We start from the raw sequence: 21596 nt of genomic DNA on the forward strand, positions 1-21596 counted from the left end.
CGCCGAGTCGGGCCTCAGAGCACTTTGGCCAGGAAGTCCTGGGTGCGTTCGTGCCCCGGGTTGCCCAGCACCTGGCGGGGGTCTCCCTGCTCCACGATGTCGCCGCCGGCCATGAAGACCAGGTGGTCGCCCACCTCGCGGGCGAAGCCCATCTCGTGGGTCACCACCATCATCGTCATGCCCTCGCGCGCGAGGTCCTTCATCGAGTCCAGCACGTCACCCACCAGCTCGGGGTCCAGGGCGCTGGTGGGCTCGTCGAACAGCATCATGTCCGGGTTCATCGACAGCGCGCGGGCGATGGCGACGCGCTGCTGCTGACCGCCGGACAGCTGCGAGGGGTGGGCCTCGGCCCGGTGGGCCAGGCCCACGCGCTCGAGGTTCTCCATCGCGATCGCCACGGCTTCCTTGCGCCCGCGGCGCTTCACCTTCTGCTGTGCGAGGGTGAGATTGCGCAGCACCGACATGTGGCTGAACAGGTTGAACGACTGGAACACCATGCCGATGCGGGAGCGCACCGCATCGAGCTCGGTGTCCGGGTCGGTGATGTCCACGCCCTCGATGAGGATCTGCCCGGCGGTGGGCTCCTCGAGGCGGTTCACGCACCGCAGCAGGGTCGACTTGCCGGACCCCGAGGGCCCGATGACGCAGACCACCTGACCGCGGTGCACGTCGAGGTCGATGCCCTCGAGCACCTTGACCTCGCCAAAGCTCTTGTGCAGGCCGCGGATGCTGATCGCCGGGGCGTTGGTGTCCAGGTCCTGGGTGGGGTGAAGCTGGCGGTGGGAGGTCATCGGGTGCTCCTGCGGTTCTGTCGGCGCTCCAGCCAGGCCACGACCTGGGTCAGCGGCAGCGTGATGGCCAGGTACAGCAGCGCGGCGAACACCAGGGAGGTGGACGTCCCGGCCGAGGGCCCGGCGTTCATGAAGTCACGGGCGGCGGTCGTCAGCTCCTTCTGGTGGGTCATGAAGCCCAGCACGAACAGCAACGACGTGTCCTTGATGAGGATCACCAGCTCGTTCGTCAGTGGCGGCACGACGATCCGCAGCGCCTGCGGGAAGGTGACGCTCGCCATCGTCTGCGCGGGCGTCATGCCGAGCGACCGGGCGGCCTCCACCTGGCCGCTGGGCACGGCCTGGATGCCGGCCCGCAGCGTCTCCGCCATGTAGGCCCCGGCCACGAGCATCAGGCCGACCAGTCCGGCGCCGACGGTGCCACCCGGTGGGGTCCACCCGGTGGCGATGGGGATGCCGAAGCCCATGAACAGGATCACCAGCAGCGCCGGCAGACCGCGGAAGAGCTCGATGTAGGCGGTCGCGAACCAGCGGAAGGGCGCCACCGGGGCCAGCTTCATGAGCACCAGCACCACGGCCAGCACGAAGCCACCGGTGAACGCGACCAGCGTGTAGAGGATCGTGTTCTTGGCCGCCGTGAGGACCATGGTCTCCCACGTGCCGGTGAAGCCCTCGGTGAGGAAGAAGTTGGCCGCGATCGCGTCCCACTTCATCGTGAACAGCAGCAGCACCACGAGCGCTGCAGCCAGGACGTAGAGCCCTACCTGCAGCGCCCGGCCGCGTTGTCTGCGGGTGAGTGCCATGCTCAGCTGGCGGACGAGGAGGACTCGGAGGCCGCGGGCGACTCCTCGCCCTCGCCCTCACCCTCCACGGTGAAGTACTTGTCGTAGAACTCGTCGTACGTGCCGTTGTCGCGCATCTCGGAGAGCTCGGCGTTCACGGCGTCCAACAGGGCCTGGTTGTCCTTCTTGGCGGCCAGCCCGTAGGTCTCGCCGGTGTCGAACTCCTCGACCACCTCGTAGCCGCCGGCCTTGGCGTTGTCGACGTTGACCGGCAGGTCCTGCAGCAGGGCGTCGACCTGGCCGGCCTTGATGGCCTGCACCATCTCGGCGTTGGAGGGCAGCGCCACCAGCTGGGCGCCCTCGGCGTTCTCCTGGGCGTACTTCTCCCCGGAGGTGGCCTGCTGCACGCCCACCTTCTTGCCGTTCAGGTCGCCGATGCCCGTGATGTCGCTGCCCTCGGGGACCAGCAGGGACTGCAGGGAGTCGTAGTAACCGTCGGAGAAGCCGAGGTTCTTCTTGCGGTCGTCGGTGATCGTCATGGCCGAGGCCACCAGGTCGCACTGGCCGGAGTTCAGCGCCAACCCGGACTGCAGGCCGGAGAAGTCCGCGTCCTTCACGGCGAGCTCGAGGTCCAGGCCCTTGGCGATCTCCGAGGTGATGTCGATGTCGAAGCCCGAGTACCCGGAGTCGGCGTCGGGGTCCTCGAACTCGAAGGGGGCGTAGGGGATGTCTGAGCAGACGGTCAGCTTGCCGTCGCTGATGAGGGACAGGTCGGCGGAGGCGTCGTCGCCACCACCACCGGTGGAGTCGTCCTCCTCCGATCCGCAGGCGGCGAGGGTGAGGGCGGCGGCAGCGGCGACCGCGAGCAGGCGCAGGTGGGGGGATGTGTGGCTCATGCACCGAAAGTAGGGCCACGGCGGGGACCGTGGGGGGCACCGCAGCCACTCGTGACCACTTTGCAACCTCTTCGCGACCCAACGGTGACCTGGGGCGGGTCGTGACCGGGGGAGGTCTTAGGCTTGCGGGCATGGAGCAGACCCAGGCACCCTCCCTCGACCACGCGACGATCCTCAACGACGCCCTCCTCTGGTCGCGCATCACCCAGCGGCAGTTCGACCAGCTGCTGGAGCAGGAGGTGGGCCCGGACGCCCAGGTGGGGGTGGACCTCGAGGCCGGGCAGATCCAGTTCGCCTCGGACAGCGCCGAGATCACCGGCGACCTGCACCTCATCGGGTCGGTCGCGCCGGGGCCCCAGTCGCTCCTGTGGGCCTGGGCCAACGAGATGTTCGCCGACGCGCCCGCCGCCCGGCTGTCGCACGAGCTGCGGGAGTTCGGCGAGGCCCACGGGGTGACCGAGCTGACCTCGCAGGAGGTGCCCCTGTCGCTGGACGGCCAGGAGGTCGAGGCCGCCGTCATCTCGGCCGCCCACGACGCGGGCACCGTGGCCGCGAAGGTCACCGGCACCCAGCCCTACTTCGTCTCCGATGCGGGCAACGGCACCTGGGTGGTGACCCTCATCTCGGGCATCACCCTGCCGGCCCCCGAGCTGTCCAGCCTGCCCGCGCTGTTGGAGGAGGCCGCGGACTCCGGCCTGCTGACCGACCACCGTCGCGCGCTCTACCACCTGGGCGTGGACGGGCCCTGGCCCGCCACCTGGTCGGCGGACGGCGAGCGGGTGCGCTTCGACGACGGCGAGGGCCAGGTGGAGGTCCAGCTCGACGCGCAGGGACGGATCGACCAGATCCGTAGCGACCTGGCCTGAGGTGTTCCGGACGCCGCGCGGGGTCGGACGGCCCGCCGCCCACGTGACGGCCCTCGGCCCGCAGCACACCGACGAGGTCCTCTCGCTGTGCGCCCAGGACCCCGCGGCCCGGGTGTTCGTCGCCTCCCGGATCGAGGAGGGGGTCCTGAACGCGCGCGGCCAGGTGCTGGGCTGGGTGGCCGGGGGGCGCCTGCAGGCGATGGTCCTGTGCGGCGCCAACGTGGTGCCCGTGGGTCTCGACGAGCGATCGGCGGCGGCTCTGGCCGACCACGTGGGCTCGCGGCGGGCCCTGTCCAGCTCGCTCTTCGGAGAGGTCGCGGCCGTGCGGCTGCTGTGGGAGCAGCTGCGGCCGCTGTGGGGGCCCGCGCGCGACGAGCGGTGGGAGCAGTGGTCGATGGTCACCTCCACCCGGCCCGCGGAGCTGGGGGTCCGTGCCGATCCCCGGGTGCGCCCGGCCCGGCTCGAGGAGCTCGACCTCGTGCACCCCGCCGGCGCGGCCATGTTCACCGAGGAGATCGGCTACCCGCCCTACCAGGGCTCGCCGGCGCGCTACCGGGCCGGGTTCGAGCAGCTCATCTCCCAGGGCCGCACCTTCGTGGTCGTCGAGGACGGACGCGTGGTCTTCAAGGCCGATGTGGGGTCGGTCGCCTTCGGGGTGGCGCAGGTGCAGGGGGTCTGGACGCACCCCTCGCAACGCGGTCGCGGACTGGCCACCGGCGCCATGGCGGGGGTGGTGGACCAGCTGCTGACCGACGGCCTGCCCGCGGTGTGGAGGCCGGGCCGGGTGCCGCCCGGCCCCGTCGGGTCACCCCGGGAGCGGATCGGCACCGTCCACCTCTACGTGAACGACTACAACCACGCTGCCCGCGCCGTGTACGAACGGGTCGGGATGCGGCGCGTGGGCACCTTCGCGACGATCATCCTGTAGACCCCGGGCCGACCCCGGCACGGGCCAGACCAGCCCCCGCCCCCAGCACCGCCCCCGCGCGCACGACCTCCACGTACCCCCGACACCGACCACAGGAGCTCCGCCCACCATGGCCCAGCACCAGGCACCCCCCCACCAGGTCGTCATCGGCATCGACGTCGGGACCACGGCCGCCAAGGTCACGGCCTTCGGGGTCGGCACCCCCTTCAGGACCACGGTGGAGCGGGAGTACCCGCTGCTGCGGCCCCGCCCCGGGTGGGCTGTCCAGGAGGTCCCCACGGTGCTGGCGGCGGTCGCGGCGGCGCTGGCGGAGTGCGTGCACCGCGTGGCCGGTAGCCACGTGGCCTGCCTCTCGGTGAGCACGGCCATGCACGGCCTGGTGGGCCTCGACGACGAGCTGCGCCCGCTGACCCCGCTGGCGACCTGGGCCGACGGCCGGGCCGCGGAGCAGTCGGCGCGGCTGGCCACCCAGGGAGTGGCCCGCGAGCTGCACGAGCGTTCGGGTACGCCGGTGCACCCCTTCGCGCCGTTGTCGAAGCTGTTGTGGTTCGCACAGGAGGAGCCCGAGCTCTTCGGCCGGGTGCGCGCCTGGGCCGGGCTCAAGGACGTGGTGCTGCACCACCTCACCGGCACCCTCGTCACCGAGCTCTCCAGCGCGAGCGGCACGGGTCTGCTGGACCTGCGCACTCGGCAGTGGTCGCCGGACACGCTCGAGCTGGTCCGCGTGCGCCAGGACCAGCTGCCGGAGGTGCTGGACACCACCGCTGCCCTGGGGCTGACCCGCCGGGTGGCCGAGCGCCTGGGGCTGCCGGTCGCGACCCCGGTGGTGGTGGGGGCCGGCGACGGCCCCCTGGGAAACCTCGGGACCGGCGCGCTGGAGCCGGGCGTGGCCGGTCTCTCCACCGGCACCAGCGCCGCACTGCGGCAGATCGTTCCCGAGCCCCGCATCGATCCCGAGGGACGGCTGTTCTGCTACGCGCTCACGCGGGACGCCTGGGCGGTCGGGGGCGCGCTGACCACCGGCGGCTCGGTGGTGCGCTGGGCCGGTGACGTCTTCGGGCGGGACCTCATGGGGAGCCCCGGGGAGACGGTGGACGCCGACCTGCTGGCGCTGGCGCGGTCGGTCCCGCCGGGCTCCGAGGGACTGGCGATGGTGCCGTGGCTCGGGGCGGAGCGGGCCCCCCTGTGGGACCCCACCGTCCGGGGCGCCTTCGTGGGGCTGCGCGCGAGCCACACCCGCGGCCACTTCGTCCGGGCGGCCGTGGAGGGCGTGGCCCTGCAGGTCGAGGCCGTGCTGCGGCAGGTGGAGTCCATCCACCCCGTCCACGAGATCCGCGCCACCGGAGGGGTGTTCCGCAGCGACCTGTGGCGCGACGTGCTCTCGGCGGTGCTGAACCGACCCCTCGTCGTGGCGGCCGGGGCGGAGGGCTCGGGTCTGGGCGCCGCCGCGCTGGGGGCGTGGGCGACCGGACTGGCCGACGACCTGCCCGGGGCGCTGCAGCTGCTGGCGGACGAGGACACCCTCACCGGCGACGAGGAGGTCATCCGGCCGGACCCTGAGCGCGTGGCGCAGTACGACCGGCTCACGGACTCCGTCGCGGACACCCTCGAAACCCTGGGACGGGCGGCGGAGGTGCTGCGCAGCAGCTGATGCCGGGTAACCTCGTGCCGCACCCGGCGCGCGGCCGGGCGTGTCCCGACCACGAGAGGCTGAGCCGATGGCGATGCGCATGTCGACCCTGTTCCTGCGGACCCTGCGGGAGGACCCGACCGACGCCGAGCTGCCGGGTCACCGCCTGCTCGTGCGTGCCGGGTACGTGCGTCGCGTCGCCCCGGGCATCTACACCTGGCTGCCGCTGGGCCTGAAGGTCATGGAGAAGGTCAAGGGCATCGTCCGCGAGGAGATGGAGGCGATCGGGGACCAGGAGATCGCCTTCCCCTCGCTGCTGCCCCGGGAGCCCTACGAGGCGAGCAACCGGTGGACCGAGTACGGCGACGACCTGTTCCGCCTGACCGACCGCAAGGGCGCGGACATGCTGCTGGGCCCCACCCACGAGGAGATGTTCACCCTCGCCGTGAAGGACCTGTACACCTCGTACAAGGACCTGCCGTTGGGCCTCTTCCAGATCCTGCCGAAGTACCGCGACGAGCTCCGGCCGCGCGCCGGCGTGCTGCGCGGGCGGGAGTTCACCATGAAGGACGCCTACTCCTTCGACGTGGACGAGGCCGGTCTGGAGGCCGCCTACCAGCGCCACCGCAAGGCCTACACGCGGGTCTTCGACCGGCTCGGCTTCGAGTACGTCGCCGTGCACGCGGACTCCGGTGCGATGGGCGGTTCGGCCTCCGAGGAGTTCCTCGCGGTGATGGACTCCGGGGAGGACACCTTCGTCCGCGACGAGTCCGGCTACGCCGCCAACGTCGAGGCGGTCCAGATGCCGGTGGTGCCGGTGCCCACCGACGAGGCCGAGCGCACCGCCCTGTGGGGGCACCTGCCTGCTGCGCACGTGGAGGACACCCCGGACACGCCCACCATCGAGACGCTCGTGGCCGCGGCGAACGCCGACCACCCCCGCGCCGACGGCCGGGAGTGGACGGCCGCCGACACGTTGAAGAACGTCCTCGTCGTGCTGGTGCACCCCGACGGCACCCGCGAGCCGCTGGCCATCGGTGTGCCCGGGGATCGCGAGGTCGACGCCAAGCGCCTGGAGGCCCAGGTCTCCCCGGCCGTGGTCGAGCCCTTCGAGACGGCGGACTTCGAGCAGTACCCCGACCTCGCCAAGGGCTACATCGGCCCCGGGGTGCTGGGGGCGGAGCGCGCCACCGGCATCCGGTACCTGCTGGACCCGCTGGTGACCCCGGGGTCGGCCTGGGTGACCGGTGCGGACGAGGCCGGCAAGCACGTCTTCGACCTCGTGCACGGCCGGGACTTCACCGCCGACGGCACCATCCACGCAGCCAGCATCCGCGAGGGTGACCCCAGCCCCACCGGCGCCGGCCCGCTGCGTCTGGCGCGGGGTGTGGAGATGGGGCACATCTTCCAGCTCGGCACCAAGTACGCCGAGGCGCTGGGCCTGAAGGTGCTCGACCAGAACGGCAAGCTCGTGACGGTGCAGATGGGCTCCTACGGCATCGGCATCACCCGCGCGGTCGGGGTCGTGGCCGAGACGCACCACGACGAGATCGGGCTCGTGTGGCCCCGCGAGCTCAGTCCCGCCGACGTGCACGTGGTGGCGACGGGCAAGGACGCCGCCGTGCTGGAGAAGGCCGAGGAGCTGACGGCCGCCCTCGAGCAGCAGGGCCTGACCGTCCTGCTGGACGATCGGCCCAAGGTGTCCCCGGGCGTGAAGTTCAAGGATGCCGAGCTCATCGGCGTCCCGACCATCCTCGTGGTGGGCAAGGGCCTGGCCGAGGGCGAGGTCGAGATCAAGGACCGGGCGGCGGGCAGCTCGCGCGCCGTCGCGGTGGACGCCGCGGTCGAGGCCGTCGTGGCAGAGGTGCGCGGGCAGTGACCCGGCGGGTGCCGCGTGCCTGAGCTGGAGGTCACGCTCACCCTCCTGGCCCTGATGTTCGCCGCCGGCCTGCTTGCCGGCTGGATCGATGCCGTGGTCGGCGGCGGCGGCCTGGTACAGCTCCCGGCCCTGATGCTGGGCTTCCCCCAGGCCGCCCCGGTCCAGGTGCTGGCGACGAACAAGATCGCCGCCATTGCCGGCACCTCGGTGAGCGCCGTGACCTACTACCGGCGGGTCCGGCCGGACCTGCGCACCGCCATCCCGCTGGCGGTGCTGGCCTTCGCCGGCTCCTTCTTCGGCGCTCGGGTGGCCGCGGCCATCCCCCAGGAGGCCTTCACCCCCATCATCATGGGGGCGCTGGTGCTCGTGGGGGCCTACACGCTGCTGAAGAAGGACCTCGGCCGGGAGGCACGCATGCGCTTCGACGGCCGGGAGCACCTGGCGGTGGCGGGCCTGGCCGGCGCGGCGATCGGCTTCTACGACGGGGCGCTGGGGCCCGGCACGGGCAGTTTCCTGGTGTTCGCCCTGGTGGGCCTGCTCGGCTACGACTTCCTGGCCGCCAGCGCCAAGGCCAAGATCGCGAACGTCGCCACCAACCTCGCGGCGCTGGTGGTGTTCGTCCCGATGGGGGCGGTCGTCTGGGAGGTCGGTGCGGTCATGGCCCTGGGCAACGTCATCGGTGGCTACCTCGGGGCCCGTACGGCCGTCGCCCGCGGGGGTGGCTTCGTGCGGGTGGTCTTCATCGTGGTGGTCGGCACCTTCCTGCTGCGCCTGGGTTGGGACCTGCTGACCCCGGTCGCCTGAGGTCCTCCTGGGCGGCCGGGGCCGGTGCTGCGGACGGGACGGCTCAGCCCTGCGGCTGCATGATCTCCGCGTTGCAGGAGGCGGCACCGAGCTTCTCCACGGTGCTGCTGGTGCGCTGGAAGGACTCCGGGTGCTCGGTCGGGCTCACCGGCTCGATGACGAACTTCGGCTGGGTCACGATCGTCGGCTGGTAGCTGGCCTGCTGCGTCCACCCGCCCTCGCCGTCGGCGGTGAAGGTGATGCCGGCGATCATGCCGTCCTGCACCTGCGGCGGGAAGTTGTTGGTGGGCTTCTTGCGCTGGGCCGACAGGAAGTTGCCCAAGCCGTAGAAGACCGTCTTGTCGTTGATCGTGGCGCACGGCTGCGGCAGGTGGGCGTGATGGCCGAAGATGGCGTCCACCTGGTCGCCCTTCAGCAGCTGGTTGGCCAGCTGCTCCTGCTCGGGCCGCGGCGGGATGGAGTACTCCGCGCCCCAGTGGACGACCGCGACCACCACGTCGGCGCCCTGTTCGCGGGCCTGCTTCGCCTGGGCCTCGATGCCGGCCTTCTTCTGGGCGAACCACATGTGCTTCTCCATCCACGGGTGGGAGGAGAGCTCCTCCGAGAGCCCCGCGTTGGCCACGTTGTAGGAGTAGGTCAGCACGCCCACGGTCTGGTCGCCGGCCTCGAGCAGGACGGGGTTGTCCGACCCGTCACCCTGCTGGCCGCCGGTGGGTGCCTCGGCCGGGCCGATGGGGACGACGCCCGCCTCGTCCATGAGCGCACGGGTGGCGGTGATCCCGTCGATGCCCTGGTCGAGGGTGTGGTTGTTCGCCGTGCTGCAGGCGTCGATGCCGGCCTCGGCCAGCGCGTCGGCCTGCTCGTGGGGGGTGTTGAACACCGCGATCTTGTTGCTGTTCGTCAGTCCGGTGTTGTCCGGCGAAAGGGGGGTCTCCTGGTTGCAGATCGTGACGTCCCCGCCGGCCAGCCACGGCTTCACCGGGGCGAACATGGGCGAGAAGTCGTAGCCGCCCCCGGAGCCGTTGGCCCGTGCCTGCGTGATGATGTCGCGGTGCACCAGGACGTCCCCGGTCGCCACCACGGTGAAGGACGTGCCGGCCGCCGCCGCCTCGCTCGAGCCGGAGGGGGAGGGGCTGGAATCGCCGGAGGGTTCGGCCCCACCGGAGGGGGACGCCTCGTCGGAGGCCGAGGTGCTGCCCGAGGGTGAGTTGCTGTCGGACTCGGAGGGCTCGGCCTCACCGGAGCCGGACGGCTCGTCGGCGGGGGAGCTCTCGCTGGGGGAGCCGGGCGTGTCCGGGGAGCTCGGGTCCGAGCCACTCTCACCGCTGCAGGCGGCGAGGGTGAGGCTGCCCAGCGCCGCGAGGGCCAGGGTGCGGGTGGTGACTGAGGTGTGCATGGGTCCGTCCTGGGGTGCGGGGGAGAGGTCACTGGAGCAGCGTGGCGTCGCAGGCGCCGTCGCCGAGAGCGGTCATGGCCTGCACGGTCCGCTGGAACGACCTGGGGTTCACCGACGCGCTGGTCGGCTGGATCACGAAGTCGGGCCGGGTCACGAAGGTCGGCTGGTACTCGAGCTCCTGCGACCAGGAGGCCTCGCCGTCGTCGTGCTGGGGGGTGAAGGTCCACCGCAGCAGGACGCCGTCCTGGGTGGCGGCCGGCGTCGCGGGGTAGCGGTTGGGGCCCTGCTCGGAGAGGAAGTTGCCCATGCCGTAGGCGACCGTGCGGCCGTCGATGGTCTCGCAGGGCTGGACGACGTGGGCGTGGGCCCCGGCGATGGCGTCGACGGCACCGCTGGCCAGCACGTCACGGGCGATCTCGCGCATCTCCGGCGTCGGCTGCTGCTGGTACTCCGCGCCCCAGTGCATGCCCACCATCACGACGTCCGCACCGGCCTCGCGGGCGGCCCGGGCGTCCTCGATGATGCCGCTGGCCTGGCGACCGCGGTACAGGTGCGGGTCCATCCACGGCAGGTCGGGGTGGCTCTTCACACCCAGGCTGTTGAGGGTGTTGTAGGAGTAAGTCAGCACCCCGAGCTGGGCGTCCCCGGCGTCGAGCAGCACCGGGTGGCCCGGGCCGCCGTCGCCCGGGGGGACGGGCCCGACGGGCTCGATGCCGTTGTCCTGCAGCACCGCACGGGTCTGCTTGACCCCCTGCAGGCCCTTGTCCCAGGTGTGGTTCGAGGCGGTGTTGCACGCGTCGTAGCCGGCCTCGGCCATCGCCGTGGCCAGCTCCCGCGGGGCGTTGAACTCGAAGGTGCCGGCGCTGGCCGTCAGGTCGGTGTTGTCGGCGGACAGCGGCGTCTCCTGACCGCAGATTGCCAGGTCCGCGCCCCCGATGAGGGGGGCCACCTCGGCGAGCATCCCGCCGAAGGCGAACCCCGGGCCGGGCTCGAGGGCGTCGGCGCGTTCCTGGAGCACGAAGTGCGTGAGCATGTCGCCGGTCGTCACCACCGTGAACGACTCGGCCGGGGCCCCGCCGGGGTCCTCGGAGGCAGGGCCCGAGGTGGCGTCGGGGGAGGGGGACTCGGATTCCGGGGACTCGGAGGTGGACCCTTCCGACTCCGACTCGGGGGACTCAGAGGACCCGGACCCGGGGGGCTCGGACCCAGCGGACTCCGACTCCGCGGACGTGGCGCTCTCGGGGGCCGCCCCTGACTCGTCGGCCCCGCTGCTGCTGGCCGGGGACTCGGCGGCGGACGTCCCCGAGCTCGGGTCCTCGGCGGACTCCTGGCCGGAGCACGCGGTCAGGACCAGCGTGCTCGCGACCAGTGCGGCCGCCGCCCGCCCGGTGCGCTGGTGTGCTGTGTGTCTGTGCATGGTTCCCCCCTTGGGGCCTCAGTCGCCTGCGGAGTCGTCGGTCGCCGGCACTGCTGGCGTCGTGTGCTCGTTCCAGTCCATCTGCAGCCCGGTGGCCGTCCCCAACAGGGAGGTCAGCAGGTGCACGTGCTTCGCGTCGCCGGCGTTCTCGCGGATCTGGCCGCGGAGCTCGGCGCTCCACGCATCGAGGAAGTGCATGAAGCGGTCGGCGCGGTTCTCGCGGTCCATCACCTCGCGCGGCATCTGGTAGGCGACCTCCTGCTCCGGGCCCGCGGTCCCGGCGAGGTTGTCGACCACGCGCCGGATGTCCTGCAGGTGGCCGATGTTGCGCAGGCTGCGCTTGCGGGCGTCGGCGGCGAGGCGGGTGGTGAGCACCTGCATCGCCCAGGTGACCTCGTGGAGGCCCTCGATGGTGGTCGCGGCCTGTGCGGCGGCGTCGTTCGGCACCGAGGGCAGCGCGCCGCGGGGGTCGATCACGTGGGAGGCGCCGATCCACCAGGCGACCATGTCGCTGGCCAGGCCGAGGTCGTCCCCGGCCTCGTGCAGCCGGGGCAGCATCGCGTCCGCGGAGGCCAGCAGCGCCCGGGCGACGTCGCCGTTCACGCGGGGCTGGAGCACCTTCTCCGGGTCGATCGTGACCGCGCCGGTGATCCCGCGCAGGTGGAGCACCTGCTCCTGCAGTCCCTCGGTGACCCACCGGGTCCGTGAGCCGTGGGCCAGGGAGGTGCGCATGGCGTAGCGGGCGCCGCTCTGGACCAGGCGCAGTGCCGTGCGGGGGTCCTCGTCCTCCCGCGGCGGGTGCTCGTCGCTCTCGAGGTGCACCCCGCAGCCGCTCAGGCCTGCGGGCAGGGCGACGCCCAGCACGGCGGCGCGTGCCCAAGCACGACGGCTGATCCCCTCACCATCGGTGGGGGAGTCGTGGTGGGGGCGCGGGTCTCGACGCGGGCGCAGGCTCATCACGCCTCGATGATGACACGGGGGGCGTTCGGCCGGGTGCCGGCTCGCCCGGGGGCCACCTTGGTCGCTACGATGCTGGCCACAATTCGGCGCCCGCGCGGCGCCGAGCATCCGACTCGAGAACAGCCGCCCACCGGCGGCCCACCAGGAGGCCCCCGTGACACTGCAGGAACGCACCGAACGGGTGTGGGAACTGTCGAGCGCGGCAGTGGCCCCCCTCGGCCTCGAGGTGCCCGACGTCGTGATCACCCCGGCGGGCAAGCGCTCGGTCGTGCGCGTGCTGGTGGAACCGGCCCTGCCGGTCGACGACGCCGGCGACACGGTCCTGGAACCCATCACCCTGGACCAGGTCGCCGAGGCGACCGAGCTGGTGAGCACCGGCATCGACGCCGACGACCCCTTCGGGGAGCAGCCCTACACGCTCGAGGTCAGCTCGCCGGGCGTCGACCGCCCCCTGACCTCCCTCGAGCACTTCCGCCGCGCCGTCGGCCGGCGCGTGGAGTTCCGCCCGCTGGAGGGCGAGCCCTTCACCGAGCGCATCACCCGCGTCGCCGAGGAGCAGATCGTCCTGGAGGACGGGCGCGCGCTGTCCCTGGCCGAGGCCGGCACCGGTCAGGTGCAGGTCGAGTTCCGCCGCTGAGATCGGCACCCCAGTCCATCGCCCCCGCGGGGGCATCTGCGAGGAGAAGAACATGAAGATCGACATGGCAGTGCTCCGTGAGGTGGAGCGCGAGCGCGAGATCCCGCTGGACGTCCTGGTCCCGGCGCTCGAGACCGCGCTGCTGCAGGCGTACCAGCACGAGGCCGGTGGCCGCCGCAACGCCCGGGTCGAGCTCGACCGGCGCAGCGGACAGGTCGTGGTCTGGGCCCGCGAGGACGCCCCGGTCCTGGAGGACGGGACGCGCGGTGAGGCCGGCCCCGAGTTCGACGACACCCCGGAGGACTTCGGCCGCATCGGTGCCTTCACCGTGCGCCAGGTGATCCGCCAGCGCCTGCGCGACCTCGAGGACGAGGCCGTGCTCGGGGACTTCAAGGGCAAGGAGGGCGACATCGTCGCGGGGGTCATCCAGCAGAGCAACGACCCCCACGCCATCCACGTGGACCTCGGCACGGTCGAGGGACTCCTGGGCACCTCCGAGCAGGTGCCGCTGGAGGACTACAAGCACGGCGACCGGATCCGCTGCTACGTGATCCACGCCAAGCGCGGCATGAAGGGCCCCCTGATCGGCCTGAGCCGCACGCACCCCAACCTGGTGCGCAAGCTCTTCGCCCTCGAGGTGCCAGAGGTTGCCGACGGGACCGTGCGCATCGAGTCGATCGCCCGCGAGGCGGGGCACCGTTCGAAGATGGCCGTGCGCGCCACCCAGCCGGGCGTGAACGCCAAGGGCTCCTGCATCGGTCCGATGGGGGGTCGCGTGCGGGCGGTGATGAACGAGCTCCAGGGCGAGAAGATCGACATCGTCGACTACGACGACGACCCGCGGAAGTTCGTGGCCGCCGCCCTCTCGCCCGCCAAGGTGACCTCGGTCACGGTGGTGGACGAGAAGACGCGCTCCGCGCGGGTGACCGTGCCGGCCCACCAGCTCTCCCTGGCCATCGGCAAGGAGGGCCAGAATGCTCGTCTGGCTGCTCGCCTGACCGGCTGGCGCATCGACATCCAGCCCGACCACACGGCGGACGAGGCCGGTTCCATTGGCGCCGTCTCGGCCGATCCGTCGGGTGCCGTGGCGCGCCCGGGGTCGGCTCCCGACGGCTCGCAGGGTTAGAATGGGTGGCCCTGCGGGTCCGCCCGCCGCCCCTGAGCCCCCCGGCCCTGCCGTGGGGACTCGAGCACAGCGCCCGGTGCGAACCTGCATCGGGTGCCGCGGCAAGGCCCCGTCGGACGCCCTCGTGCGCCTCGTCGCGCTCCCGCCCACCTCGGCCCAGGCCGAGGTCCACGGAGTGCGTGGCGACCACGAGGACCGGACCCCCGGCCGGTCCGGGACCCGTGTGGTCCTGGACCCGGTGCGCAGGTTGCCCGGGCGTGGAGCCCATCTCCACCCCGACGGCGCCTGCGTGGAGCGCGCCGTGCAGCGGCGCGCGATCCCGAGAGCCCTGCGGCTCCCGGGCAACGTCGATCTCTCCGAGGTCATCAAGTGGGCCGACCGGCTCACGGCTCGGACGGACAGACGAGAGGAACTGGACATGGAAGCGGGACACACGCGATGAGCACCCGATGAGTACTCAGCGATGAGCACCCAGTACTGACCCCGGCCCCGCCTGCCTGGCGAGGGCCAGACAGGAGAAACGTGGCAAAGCTCAGGGTTCACGAGCTCGCAAAGGAGCTCGGAGTCACCAGCAAGGAACTGCTGGCTCACCTGAAGGAACAGGGCGAATTCGTCAAGTCGGCATCGTCGACCGTCGAGGCCCCCGTCGTGCGCAAGGTGCGCGACAACCCCCCTGCCGGTGCGCAGGCGACTGACGCCGCCCCGGCCAAGGGCGCGGAGAAGAAGGGCGCCCCGGAGCAGGCCGCCGCCAAGCCGGCGGCCAAGCCCGGCGCCAAGCCGGGTGCGCCGACGCCGGGGAGCGCGGCCCAGAAGGCCGGGGCACCGACTCCCGGTCCGAAGCCTGGCCAGAAGCCCGGCCCGGCGAAGGCCGACCGGGCGCCTGCACCCTCTGCAGACGCCGCGCCCTCGCCCCGTGGGAACGCCCCGACCCCCGGTGCCCCGGCGGCCCCGGGCCGTTCGTCCGGCCCCACGTCGGCGACGCCGGCCCCCAGTGAGGGCTCCGCCGCCGCGCGGCAGGCCTCCCAGGACGCCCCGGCGCGGTCGCAGAAGCCGGCCCCCACCCCGGGCCCGGCCCCGAGCCCGAAGTCCGCACGTCCGGGCAACAACCCGTTCGCGCCCAGCCAGGGCATGCCCAAGCCGGGCAGTGCCCGGGGCGCGGGCAAGCCGGGCGCGCCGCGTCCGGGCAACAACCCCTTCGCCCCGAGCCAGGGCATGCCCAAGCCGGGCAGTGCCCGGGGCGTCGGCAAGCCCGGTGGCGACCGCCGTCAGGGTGCACCCGGTGCGCCCGGCGAGCGTCGTCCGGCCGAGGGCGCGACGCCGGGACCCCGTCCCGGTGGCGGCCCCCGTCCCAATCCGAACATGATGCCGGGCAAGGCCGCCGTGCCGCGTCCCGGTGAGCGTCCGCAGCGGGGCCGTGGTGGCCCCGGCGGCGGTCCCGGTGGCGGTCCGCGTCCCGCGGGCGGCATGGGCCCCCGCGGCGGTCGTGGCGGTCGCGGTGGCACCCAGGGTGCCTTCGGTCGCGGCGGCGGCAAGCGCAAGGCCCGCAAGTCGAAGCGCGCCAAGCGCGCCGAGTTCGAGCAGATGCAGGCACCCTCCATCGGAGGTGTGCAGGTTCCCCGCGGTGACGGTTCGACCGTCATCAAGGTGCGCCGTGGCTCGTCCCTCACGGACTTCGCGGACAAGATCAACGCGAACCCGGCCTCGCTGGTGACGGTGCTCTTCCACCTCGGTGAGATGGCCACCGCCACGCAGTCCCTCGACGAGGACACCTTCGGTGTGCTCGGTTCGGAGCTGGGCTACGACATCCAGGTCGTCTCCCCCGAGGAGGAGGAGGCCGAGCTGTTCAGCGCCTTCAACATCGACCTGGAGGCCGAGGAGGCCGCCGAGTCCGCGGAGGACCTGCTGCCGCGTCCGCCGGTCGTGACCGTCATGGGTCACGTCGACCACGGTAAGACGCGCCTGCTGGACGCCATCCGCAACGCGGACACCGGTGGCAGCGAGGCCGGTGGCATCACGCAGCACATCGGTGCCTACCAGGTGCACACCGAGCACGAGGGCGAGCACCGTGCACTGACCTTCATCGACACCCCGGGTCACGAGGCGTTCACCGCCATGCGTGCCCGTGGTGCCAAGGTCACCGACATCGCGATCCTCGTGGTCGCGGCCGACGACGGTGTGATGCCGCAGACGATCGAGGCGCTCAACCACGCCAAGGCAGCCGACGTGCCGATCGTGGTCGCGGTCAACAAGGTGGACGTGCCGGGGGCCAACCCGGGCAAGGTCCGCCAGCAGCTGACCGAGTACGAGCTGATCGCCGAGGAGTACGGCGGCGACGTGATGTTCGTGGACGTCTCGGCCAAGCAGGGGCAGAACATCGACTCCCTGCTCGAGGCCGTGCTGCTGACCGCCGACGCGGCCCTGGAGCTGCGGGCTAACCCGGACAAGGACGCCCGCGGTGTGGCCATCGAGGCGAACCTCGACCGTGGCCGTGGTGCCGTGGCGACCGTCCTGGTCACCTCGGGAACCCTGCGCGTCGGGGACGCCATCGTCTCGGGTTCGGCCTACGGCCGTGTCCGCGCGATGCTCGACGAGCACGGGAACAACGTCGAGGAGGCCCTGCCCTCCCGTCCCGTGCAGGTGCTGGGCATGGACTCCGTGGCCCGCGCCGGTGACACCTTCGTGGTGGCGCCGGACGACCGGACCGCCCGCCAGATCGCCGAGAAGCGTGAGGCTGCGGACCGTCAGGCCTCGCTGGCCAAGGCCCGCAAGCGCATCAGCCTCGAGGACCTCAACGAGGCCCTCGCCAAGGGCAAGGTGGAGACCCTCAACCTCATCCTCAAGGGTGACGTGTCGGGTTCTGTCGAGGCCCTGGAGGACGCGCTGCTGCAGCTGGACGTCGGCGAGGAGGTCGACCTGCGGATCATCGACCGCGGTGTCGGCGCCATCACGATGAACAACATCAACCTCGCCGTCGCCTCCGACGCGATCATCCTCGGCTTCAACGTGCGGGCTGAGGGCCAGAACGCGGACTACGCCGAGCGCGAGGGCGTGGAGATCCGGTACTACTCGGTCATCTACCAGGCGATCGAGGACATCGAGAACGCCCTCAAGGGCATGCTCAAGCCGGAGTACGAGGAGGTGGAGACCGGGTCCGCCGAGATCCGCGAGGTCTTCCGCTCCTCCAAGTTCGGCAACATCGCCGGTTCGATCGTGCGCTCGGGCGTCATCACCCGTGGCTCCAAGGCGCGCATCACCCGCGATGGGGTGGTCCTCACCGAGGGCCTCGAGCTCACCGGCCTGCGTCGTTTCAAGGACGACGTCACCGAGGTGCGCGAGGGCTTCGAGTGCGGTATCAACCTCGGCACGTTCAACGACGTGCAGGAGGGTGACCTCATCACCACCTACGAGATGCGTGAGAAGCCGCGCGACTGACGCGCAGCACGCCTGATCGCCGCAGGGCCGCACCCACCGGGTGCGGCCCTGCGGCCGGTCAGGGCCCTCGCCTAGGCTGGGTCCCCACGTCACTGTCAGAACTCCCGGAAGTAGGTGTGCCCCATGGCAGACCCCGCACGCGCCCGCAAGATCGCCGACCGCATCCGTGACCTGCTCGCGGAGAACCTCGCGGCGGTCGTCAAGGACCCGGACCTGGGCATGGTGACCATCACGGACACCCGGGTGACGCCCGACCTGCAGCAGGCCACCGTGTTCTGGACGGTCCTGGGTGACGAGGACCAGCGCGAGAAGTCGGCCGAGCTGCTCCAGCGCCACCGGGGCAAGCTGCGCACCCTCATCGGCAAGGGGTTGGGCATCCGGCTCACGCCCTCCCTGGAATTCGTGCACGACGCCCTGCCCGAGGACGCCGCGCACCTGGAGGACGTGCTGCGCCGCGCCAAGGAGGAGGACGAGCGGCGCGCCGCCGAGAACGCCGGCGCGCAGTACGCCGCCGGCGAGGACCCCTACAAGAAGCCGGCGGATGAGGAGCAGTGAGGCCCCGGTGAGCCGCCCCGCGCCGGCCCCGGACGGGTTGCTGGTCCTGGACAAGCCGTCCGGCCCCACCTCGCACGACATCGTCTCGCGGTGCCGGTGGCTGTGTGCCACCCGGAAGGTGGGGCACGCCGGCACGCTCGACCCGCTAGCGACCGGCGTGCTCCTGGTCGGGGTCGGGCGGGCCACCCGGCTCCTGACGCACCTGGTCGGTGCGGACAAGACCTACCGGGCGACCGTCCGGCTGGGGGAGGGGACCACCACCGAGGACGCCCAGGGAAAGTTCACGCAGACCACTGGGGTGCCCGATCGCGACGCGCTGCTGGCCGACCCGCAGCCCCTGCGCGACGCCTGCAACGCCCTCTCCGGGGAGCTGATGCAGGTCCCCAGCACCGTGAGCGCACTGAAGGTGGGCGGCAAGCGGGCCCACGCCCGGGTGCGTGACGGGGAGGAGTTCGAGCTCGAGGCCCGCCCGGTGACGGTGCACGCCTTCGAGCTGCTGGACGTCCAGCCGGCACAGGGCGCCTCGGGCACGGAGGTGCTCGACCTGGACGTCCGGGTGCGTGTCTCCTCGGGCACCTACGTCCGCGCGCTGGCCCGCGACCTCGGCGGGTCCCTGGGCACTGCAGCGCACCTGACCGCCCTGCGCCGCCAGGCCGTGGGCGGCTTCACATTGGCCTCGGCCACCCCCGTGGACGAGCTGGTGGAGGCCCGCGAGGGCGGGGCGCTGCCGGCATCGATGCCCGTCCTGCCGATGGGGGAGGTCGCCCGGCGGGTGCTGCCCGTCGCGCAGCTCGACGAGGAGCTGACGGGGCGGGTCCGCAACGGCCAGCAGGTCACGCTCCCCGAGCCGCCCGCCTGGGCGAGGGTGGATGCCGCGGGGCGGGTGCTGTCCGGGCCCCGCCCGCCGCTCTCGGCCGACGGCCGCGCCGCCCTGCTCGGACCCGATGGGGACCTGGTGGCCGTGGTGGAGCCGTCTGGCCAGCGGTGGAAGCCGGTCACGGTGTTCCCACCGGCAACCCCCCCGGCGCGTAGACTTCCGCCGTGCTCAGACTGACCCACCCCGACCAAGTTCCGGAAGACGTCCGACGGCGCGGGAGCGCGGTCACCATCGGGACCTTCGACGGGATGCACCGGGGCCACCGGGCCGTGCTGGCCCGGTTGGTGGACGAGGCACGCAGCCACGACCTCGCGTCGATCGTGCTTACCTTCCACCCGCATCCCCTGGAGGTGCTGCACCCGGAGCGGGCCCCCGAGGCCATCTGCAGCCTCGAGCAGCGGCTCGAGCACCTGGAGCGCGCCGGCGTCGACGTCGTGGTGGCACAGGCCTTCACGCACGAGCTCGCTGCGCAGAGCCCGCGGGAGTTCGTCACCGAGACCTACGTGCGGAACTTCGGCATGCGCCGGATCGTCGTCGGCCGCGACTCGCGCTTCGGCCGCCACAACGCCGGCACGGTGGACACGCTGCGGGAGCTGGGCGAGGAGCTCGGCTTCGACGTGGTGGTCCTCGAGGACGTCGGGGACCCCGCGACCACCCGGTGGTCCTCGACGGCGGTGCGCACCGCCCTGGGGCAGGGCCGCATCGACGCTGCCTCGGAGCACCTGGGACGGCCCCACTGCGTGCGGGGGACCGTCGTCCACGGGGAGCGACGCGGCCGCGAACTGGGTTTCCCCACCGCGAACCTCTCCGCCGACGCCGAGGGGATGGTGCCCGCCGATGGGGTGTACGCCGGCTGGCTCGTGCGCGACACCCTGCCGGAGGGTGACCCCGAGCGACGTCAGCCGGCCGCCATCTCCGTCGGCAGCAACCCGACCTTCGACGCCCACCGCCGGACCGTCGAGGCCCACGTGCTGGACCGGACGGACCTCGACCTGTACGGGGAGCCGGTGACCATCGAGTTCGTCGAGCGGCTGCGGGGCATGGTGCGCTACGAGGGGATCGAGCCCCTCATCGAGCAGATGCGGGCCGACGTCTCTGCGGCGCGCGAGGTGCTCTCGTGAGCGGCGCCTTCCCCGAGCTGTCGCCGAGCACCCGCCCGGAGCGCTCGCGCACCACGGTGCGCGACGCGCCCTCCGACGAGCTCACCCCGGCCTCGGTGCCCCACCGCTACGCGGCGCCCCTGGGTGCCGCGCGGCCGGTTGACCTCCCGCGGGAGAAGCCTGCGGTGGAGCGCATCCTGCAGCACACCGACTGGCCGCTGGTGGGGGTCTCCCTCGCGCTCAGCCTGCTGGGCGCGCTGGCGGTGTACAGCACCACCCACATGGACACCGGGGCCGCCACGGCCGTGCGACACCTGCTGAACATGGGTCTGGGACTGGTGTTCTTCGCCCTGATCTCCCGCCTCGACGTGTACCGCCTGCGCAGCCTCACGCCCTGGCTGGTGGTCCTGGGCTGGGCCGGGTTGGTGCTGGTGCTCCTCATCGGCAAGGAGATCTACGGCGCGAAGTCGTGGATCGTCATCGGCGGGGGCTTCACCATCCAGCCCACCGAGTTCATGAAGGTGGCGCTGTGCCTGGGGCTGGCCTGGGCGCTGAGCGACCGGCTGCGCCCCAAGGTGGCCCAGCCGGGGCACCTGCAGGTGGTCCTGGCCTGGGCACTGGTCTTCCTGACCCTGGCCCTGGTGATGCTGCAACCCGACCTGGGGTCGGGACTCGTGATCGGCGTCCTCGGGTTCGGCGTGGTCGCGTTGTCGGGCGCGAGTCGTTGGTGGGTCCTGGCCGCCGTGGTCGGGGCGGTCTCCGCCGCCACGCTGGCCATCACCACCGGTCTGCTGAAGCCGCACCAGATGGATCGCCTGACCACCTTCCTGAACCCCGAGGCCGACCCGAGCGGCGACGGGTACCAGGTGATCCAGTCCAAGGTCGCCGTCGGCTCCGGCGGGCTGTTCGGGCAGGGCTACCTGCAGGGCCGCCAGGCGCAGGGGGGCTTCCTTCCGGTGGACGAGAGCGACTTCATCTTCGCGGTGGTCGCCGAGGAGCTGGGCCTGCTCGGGGGCGGACTGCTGGTGCTGCTGCTGGCCTTCGTCGTCCTGCGGGCCCTGCGCATCGCCCAGCAGACCACGGACGTCTTCCCGCGTCTGGTGGCCGTCGGCATCGCCTGCTGGTTCGGGTTCCAGGCCTTCGAGAACATCGGCATGACCATGGGGGTGATGCCGATGACGGGCGTCCCGCTGCCCTTCGTCAGCTACGGCGGGTCGTCCATGTTCGCCTCCTGGATCGCGATCGGTCTGCTGAACGCGATGGCGATCGCGGTGCGCGAGGACTCCTGAGCGGCGTCCCCGTCCGCAGGGGCCGGTGTGCGACACTGGGCGCGGTGCGTGACCCCACACCCCGGGTCACGTTCCCGGCGCGAACTCCCTGACCCCATCGGTCACCGAAAGCGCGCCGGCGGCCGGTGACGCGCCTCGCGCGAGCCGTGGCCGTACCCCTGACTTTTCGCCGCGCAGAGCGGCACGAATGACCGCGAGGATGGTCGGGACGGGCCCGGAGCAGTGCTCCGC

At 72.3% G+C, this 21596-nt stretch carries 19 protein-coding genes; 13 read left to right on the forward strand and 6 right to left on the reverse strand.

Going from position 1 to position 21596, the window contains the following annotated elements; genetic code table 11:
- Positions 1-14: 14 nt before the first annotated feature.
- Genes KSED_RS05535 through KSED_RS05545 form a run of 3 tightly spaced genes read right to left on the reverse strand, consistent with a single transcriptional unit; the run spans position 15 to position 2469 of the window.
- Positions 15-791: an amino acid ABC transporter ATP-binding protein gene (locus KSED_RS05535; protein ID WP_015779119.1), complete on the reverse strand. Its 777-nt coding sequence runs from the start codon at positions 789-791 to the stop codon at positions 15-17.
- Positions 788-1594 (reverse strand): amino acid ABC transporter permease, encoded by an 807-nt coding sequence (locus KSED_RS05540; RefSeq protein WP_041290874.1) that lies wholly within the window; start codon positions 1592-1594, stop codon positions 788-790. The genes KSED_RS05535 and KSED_RS05540 overlap by 4 nt, the downstream gene beginning before the upstream one ends.
- A 2-nt stretch (positions 1595-1596) precedes the next feature.
- Complete coding sequence (locus KSED_RS05545; protein ID WP_015779121.1) at positions 1597-2469, reverse strand: ABC transporter substrate-binding protein; 873 nt, start codon at positions 2467-2469, stop codon at positions 1597-1599.
- A gap of 131 nt (positions 2470-2600) precedes the next feature.
- On the opposite strand from KSED_RS05545, the gene KSED_RS13570 reads away from it, so the two are divergent.
- The 5 genes from KSED_RS13570 (at position 2601) to KSED_RS05570 (ending at position 8576) form a co-directional block, all read left to right on the forward strand.
- Positions 2601-3335: a DUF6882 domain-containing protein gene (locus tag KSED_RS13570; protein ID WP_015779122.1), complete on the forward strand. Its 735-nt coding sequence runs from the start codon at positions 2601-2603 to the stop codon at positions 3333-3335.
- A 43-nt stretch (positions 3336-3378) separates the two neighbouring features.
- Complete coding sequence (locus KSED_RS05555; RefSeq protein ID WP_015779123.1) at positions 3379-4263, forward strand: GNAT family N-acetyltransferase; 885 nt, start codon at positions 3379-3381, stop codon at positions 4261-4263.
- A 109-nt stretch (positions 4264-4372) separates the two neighbouring features.
- A complete protein-coding gene (locus KSED_RS05560; protein ID WP_015779124.1) occupies positions 4373-5914 on the forward strand; it encodes a gluconokinase in 1542 nt (513 codons plus the stop codon).
- Positions 5915-5981: 67 nt separating this feature from the next.
- Positions 5982-7772 carry a proline--tRNA ligase gene (locus tag KSED_RS05565; protein ID WP_015779125.1) on the forward strand — a complete coding sequence of 597 codons (1791 nt, stop codon included), beginning with the start codon at positions 5982-5984 and terminating at the stop codon, positions 7770-7772.
- 15 nt (positions 7773-7787) lie between these two features.
- Positions 7788-8576, forward strand: a complete 789-nt coding sequence (locus KSED_RS05570) for a sulfite exporter TauE/SafE family protein (RefSeq protein WP_015779126.1) — start codon at positions 7788-7790, stop codon at positions 8574-8576.
- Between the two features lie 43 nt (positions 8577-8619).
- Here the strand turns inward: KSED_RS05570 and KSED_RS05575 are convergent, their stop codons facing one another.
- From KSED_RS05575 to KSED_RS05585, 3 genes are read right to left on the reverse strand one after another with little or no spacing between them, the layout of a single operon-like run.
- Positions 8620-9972: a CapA family protein gene (locus KSED_RS05575; RefSeq protein ID WP_015779127.1), complete on the reverse strand. Its 1353-nt coding sequence runs from the start codon at positions 9970-9972 to the stop codon at positions 8620-8622.
- Between the two features lie 28 nt (positions 9973-10000).
- Positions 10001-11389, reverse strand: a complete 1389-nt coding sequence (locus tag KSED_RS13575; RefSeq protein WP_015779128.1) for a CapA family protein — start codon at positions 11387-11389, stop codon at positions 10001-10003.
- Positions 11390-11407: 18 nt separating this feature from the next.
- A complete protein-coding gene (locus tag KSED_RS05585) occupies positions 11408-12349 on the reverse strand; it encodes a hypothetical protein (RefSeq protein ID WP_143827353.1) in 942 nt (313 codons plus the stop codon).
- Between the two features lie 154 nt (positions 12350-12503).
- Here KSED_RS05585 and rimP point away from each other — a divergent pair, with 154 nt between their 5' ends.
- The 8 genes from rimP to rodA all read left to right on the forward strand — a co-directional run bounded on the left by rimP (position 12504) and on the right by rodA (position 21365).
- On the forward strand, positions 12504-12986 hold the full coding sequence (gene rimP, locus KSED_RS05590; RefSeq protein ID WP_015779130.1) for a ribosome maturation factor RimP: 483 nt from the start codon (positions 12504-12506) through the stop codon (positions 12984-12986).
- Between the two features lie 52 nt (positions 12987-13038).
- Positions 13039-14112, forward strand: coding sequence for a transcription termination factor NusA (nusA, locus tag KSED_RS05595; RefSeq protein WP_015779131.1), 1074 nt, complete (start codon positions 13039-13041; stop codon positions 14110-14112).
- Between the two features lies 1 nt (position 14113).
- Positions 14114-14554 (forward strand): YlxR family protein, encoded by a 441-nt coding sequence (locus KSED_RS14090; RefSeq protein WP_081439770.1) that lies wholly within the window; start codon positions 14114-14116, stop codon positions 14552-14554.
- 80 nt (positions 14555-14634) lie between these two features.
- A complete protein-coding gene (gene infB / locus KSED_RS05605; RefSeq protein ID WP_015779133.1) occupies positions 14635-17544 on the forward strand; it encodes a translation initiation factor IF-2 in 2910 nt (969 codons plus the stop codon).
- 123 nt (positions 17545-17667) lie between these two features.
- The gene (gene rbfA / locus KSED_RS05610) at positions 17668-18099 is read left to right on the forward strand and encodes a 30S ribosome-binding factor RbfA (RefSeq protein ID WP_015779134.1); all 432 of its coding nucleotides are present in this window, start codon (positions 17668-17670) and stop codon (positions 18097-18099) included.
- Positions 18086-19153 (forward strand): tRNA pseudouridine(55) synthase TruB, encoded by a 1068-nt coding sequence (truB, locus tag KSED_RS05615; RefSeq protein ID WP_049758360.1) that lies wholly within the window; start codon positions 18086-18088, stop codon positions 19151-19153. The genes rbfA and truB overlap by 14 nt, the downstream gene beginning before the upstream one ends.
- Entirely contained in the window at positions 19141-20097 is a 957-nt protein-coding gene (locus tag KSED_RS05620) for a bifunctional riboflavin kinase/FAD synthetase (RefSeq protein WP_041290876.1), read from the forward strand. The genes truB and KSED_RS05620 overlap by 13 nt, the downstream gene beginning before the upstream one ends.
- The gene (gene rodA, locus KSED_RS05625) at positions 20094-21365 is read left to right on the forward strand and encodes a rod shape-determining protein RodA (protein WP_015779137.1); all 1272 of its coding nucleotides are present in this window, start codon (positions 20094-20096) and stop codon (positions 21363-21365) included. Before KSED_RS05620 ends, rodA begins: the two co-directional genes overlap by 4 nt.
- The last annotated feature ends 231 nt before the right edge of the window (positions 21366-21596 follow it).

It is taken from the genome of Kytococcus sedentarius DSM 20547, from assembly GCF_000023925.1.
Taxonomy (GTDB): domain Bacteria; phylum Actinomycetota; class Actinomycetes; order Actinomycetales; family Dermatophilaceae; genus Kytococcus; species Kytococcus sedentarius.